Source organism: Mesorhizobium sp. M7A.F.Ca.CA.002.05.1.1 (assembly GCF_003998335.1).
GTDB lineage: Bacteria > Pseudomonadota > Alphaproteobacteria > Rhizobiales > Rhizobiaceae > Mesorhizobium.
Genome location: NZ_RZQI01000547.1, coordinates 1 through 4,098 on the forward strand (window position 1 = coordinate 1; position 4,098 = coordinate 4,098).

The 4,098-nt window shown below is 63.3% G+C and carries 4 protein-coding genes; all 4 read left to right on the plus strand.

Translation table 11 applies throughout. The features are described from left to right. The coding region (locus EN939_RS23565; RefSeq protein ID WP_127270061.1) for a diguanylate cyclase at positions 1–376 on the plus strand (376 nt) is incomplete at its 5' end. 519 nt (positions 377–895) lie between these two features. Next, positions 896–2,368: an FAD-dependent monooxygenase gene (locus EN939_RS23575; RefSeq protein ID WP_127270063.1), complete on the plus strand. Its 1,473-nt coding sequence runs from the start codon at positions 896–898 to the stop codon at positions 2,366–2,368. 139 nt (positions 2,369–2,507) lie between these two features. Continuing rightward, positions 2,508–3,242 carry a FadR/GntR family transcriptional regulator gene (locus EN939_RS23580; RefSeq protein ID WP_027036801.1) on the plus strand — a complete coding sequence of 245 codons (735 nt, stop codon included), beginning with the start codon at positions 2,508–2,510 and terminating at the stop codon, positions 3,240–3,242. Beyond that, positions 3,239–4,098: aminotransferase class I/II-fold pyridoxal phosphate-dependent enzyme (locus EN939_RS23585; RefSeq protein ID WP_127270065.1), on the plus strand; the 860-nt coding region annotated here is incomplete at its 3' end. The genes EN939_RS23580 and EN939_RS23585, both read left to right, overlap by 4 nt.

A 4,098-nucleotide genomic window follows, 5' to 3' on the forward strand; every position in this document is an offset into this window, starting at 1 on the left:
CTTCAAGGCGATCAACGATGCGCACGGTCATGACGGCGGCGACGAGGTTCTGCGGGAATTCGCACGACGGCTGCGCAAGAATGTCAGGGGTATCGACCTTGCCTGCCGCTTTGGCGGCGAGGAGTTCGTCGTGGTGATGCCGGACACCGAGGGCGCGGTGGCCGAGAAGGTAGCCGAACGCATTCGCGCCGAAATCGCCCAGGCGGCTTTCGCCATCGGGCAGGACGGCAAGGCGATCGAAGTCACGGTCAGCGTCGGCGTGTCGTCGGTGCTGAAGGGCGTGGACACGGTGGCGGCGCTGATGAAGCGTGCCGATCTCGCGCTCTACGAAGCCAAAAGCGGCGGCCGAAATCGCGTCGTCGCCAAGGCGGCGTAGCGATCCAGCCCCGATTATCCTGTCAACCCGACAGGGTTACCCGTTTACCTTAATCCAAGCGATTCGCGAGCCTTGGTTAAGAAACTGTTGATTTTCATAAGCTCTTGCGCAACTGTGCAGGCCAAGACGAAGCCGGCACGAGGATAGAAAACCGGCTCCGATCCTGGGAATACCCCATGATGCTCAGGTCCGCCGCATCTCCTGGGTCCGTGGGGTCGGCCGGCCGGCGCTGGCACATAGTGGCCTCCTCGTACCGCTGCCAAACGCCGACCGGCCCCCTTCTCTCCAAAAGAACATCAGAACTCCGTGCCAAAGCACGGAGGAATCTGCGTTTTTGCATGTGAAATCAGGATACCCGTTTTGGTTCCTACACAGTTTCGCTGTGAGGGCAGCCAACGACGAGGGGAAGAGCACCCCTTCCATTTCATAGATATGGCGCACAAGGGGCTTGCGGCAAGACCCGGCTCCTCCCGTAAAACCGCGACCCAAGCCAGGGTGCGGAAAACGGGAGTTATGATAATGATTTCAGATCATGCGGTTGTGATCGCCGGGGGTGGTCCGACGGGATTGATGCTGGCAGGCGAACTGGCGCTGGCAGGCGTGGACGTTGCCATTTTCGAAAGGCGACCGGATCAGAAATTGGCAGGATTGCGCGCAGGCGGCCTGCATGCGCGCACTCTTGAGGTGCTCGACCAGCGCGGAATTGTGGATCGGTTTCTTTCACAGGGACAGATATCGCCGTCCGTGGGCTTCCACATGATCCGGTTAGGCATCAGCGATTTTCCCACGCGCCACAATTATCTGCTGGCACTGCGGCAAAACCACATCGAGCGCATCCTGGCCGACTGGGTCGGCGAGTTGAAGGTACCGATCTATCGCGGACACGAGGTTGCGGGGTTTGCCCAGGACGACAGCGGCGTCGATGTCGAACTGTCCACCGGTCACCGCCTGAGGGCCGCATATCTGGTCGGGTGCGACGGAGGCCGCAGCACCATTCGCAAGGCGACCGGTATCGAGTTCGCCGGATGGGATCCGACGATGAGCTGGATGATTGCCGAGGTCGAAATGTCGGAAGAACCGGCATGGGGCTTCCGCAGCAACGCCTCCGGAATTCATGCTCTGGGTAAGATCGAGGGCGGCAAGAAGGTTGGCGTCGTGCTGACGGAGCCCCGCCTGGAGGCGCGCGGCGAACCGACCCTGCGCGAGCTCAGCGAGGCGCTGACTGCCATCTACGGCACCGACTTCGGGGTTCACAGCCCGACCTGGCTCTCCCGCTTCACCGACATGACGCGCCAGGCTGCCGCATATCGCGACCGGCGCGTGCTGCTGGCGGGTGATGCCGCGCACATCCATCCGCCGATGGGCGGACAGGGCCTCAACATCGGCGTGCAGGATGCGGTGAACCTTGGATGGAAGCTGGCCCAAATCATCAAGGGGACATCGCCGCAAAGCCTGCTCGAAAGCTATCACGCCGAGCGCCATCCGGTCGCCGCCCGCGTGTTGCGCAACACGATGGCGCAGGTTGCGCTTCGCCGCACGGATGACCGCAGCAAGGCCTTGGCCGACACCGTTGCCGAGTTGCTCGGCATGGATGAACCCCGCAAGAAAATCGCCGCGGAGGTGTCTGGTCTGGGTGTTCATTACGACCTTGGCGAGGGGCATCCACTGCTTGGGCGGCGAATGCCCGATCTCGATCTGACCACCGCCGGCGGACGGTTGCGGGTCTTCACCTTGCTGCACGACGCGCGGCCCGTGCTGCTCAACCTCGGTGAGCCCGGCAGGCTGGACATCGCGTCCTGGGCTGATCGGGTCCGGCAGATCGACGCCGGTTACGCCGGTATCTGGGACCTCCCGGCTCTCGGGACGGTCGTTTCGCCCGACGCGGTCTTGATCCGGCCCGATGGTTATGTGGCTTGGGCCGGGGCGGGAACCCAACAGGGCCTGGTGGACGCGCTGACCACCTGGTTCGGGCCGCCTGCCACCGCAGGTTAGCAGCCACGATCGAAGCGCGACCGCGCGATCGCCTTGAGAGTATCGCGTCCCTCCCTCCGACAGTGCTCCTGACAGTTGGTTGACAGGAGCTTCCTTCTGTGCAGAAATTGGTTGGACCATTGGACCACTTGGAGGAAATGTGGACCAGAACAGCCTGCCCCCCATTCAGACCACGGCGCGCGACGACGCCGTGCTGAAGGCGTTGGTGGGCTTTGTTCGCGCCGAGGCCTTGCAGCCGGGCGAGCGGCTTCCAACCGAACGCATTCTGGCCGAGCGGCTGAAGGTCAGCCGCAACACCGTGCGCGAGGCACTGACACGCTGGGAAGGGCTCGGCCTCGTCGAGCGCCGGCAGGGCAGCGGCACCTATCTCAAGGCGGCTGTTTCACACGATATGCTGCACATGCCGCTGACGCTGGCGGGCGGCAATGATTTCACCAGCCTGATGCAGACGATGGAGATCCGCCGCGCGCTGGAGGCGGAGGCCGCAGCCCTTTGCGCCGAACGCGCCAGCCAGGCCGACATCGCCGAAATTGCACGCAAGCTCGACATCATGGAGCAGGCGTTCCGCACGCGCGACGGCATGTCGTCGGAAGAGGATTGGGAGTTCCACCAGGCGATCTACCGGGCCTCGGGTAATCCGCTGTTCGAGCAGATCATCGCCGCCATGTACGAATTGTTCCACCGCTTCTGGGAGCATCCGCTCGGCGTTCGCGATTTCGGCCATGCCAGCTTTCCCTATCACCGCACCATCTACGAATGCATCGCAGCCCGTGACCCGCAGGGCGCCCGCGCCGAAGCGCTCAAGCTGATCGCCACCGTCGAGGACGATCTCAAGCGCGGTGCGGCCAAACTCAAACTTTCGAGCCAGACATGAACGAGCATCCATCCGGTTTCGATCACGACTATCTCGCCGAGGCGGCGACACTCTTGGCGCATGACGAACCGTTCCCTGGCGGTGCGGTGGTGCCGCCGATCTACCAGACCTCGCTGTTCACCTTCGCCAGCTATGCCGAGATGGCCGATACCTTTGCTGGCAAACGAAAGCAGCCGATCTATTCGCGCGGCGACAATCCGACGGTGATGGAGTTCGAGGCGCGCGTGGCAGCGCTTGAGGGCGCAGAAGCCGCGCGCGGCTTTTCCAGCGGCATGGCGGCGATCAGCGCCACGGTGCTTGCGTTCGTTGGGGCAGGCGAGCGCATCGTGGCGGTGCGCAATTGCTATGGCGATGCCTACCGTTTGTTCGAGCGGCTGTTGCCGCGGCTCAACATCAAGGTTGATTATGTCGACGGCTCCGACCCGGATGCGGTGGCGGCGGCACTTCCCGGCGCCAAGCTGCTGTATCTGGAAAGCCCGACCTCGATGATGTTCGAGTTGCAGGACATCGCGCATCTGACACGGTTGGCCAAGGAACAGGGCATCGTCACCACCATCGACAATTCCTGGGCGACGCCGGTCTTCCAGAAGCCGATCACGCATGGTGTCGACCTGGTGCTGCATTCGGCCTCGAAATACCTTGGCGGCCACAGCGACACCGTCGCGGGCGTCGTGGCGGGTTCGGCCGCTCATATCAAGCACATCAACGAGCAGACCTATTCCTATCTCGGCGGCAAGCTGTCACCGTTCGAGGCGTGGCTGTTGCTGCGCGGCCTGCGCACGCTGCCGCTGCGCCTGCCGCACCACATGAAGAGCGGCCTGACCATCGCCGAACGGCTGAAGGCGCATGCCAGTGT

Coding starts and splice junctions, on each gene's coding strand:
- EN939_RS23575 (WP_127270063.1), top strand. CDS start 896: ATGATTTCAGATCATGCGGTTGTGATCGCCGGGGGTGGTCCGACGGGA.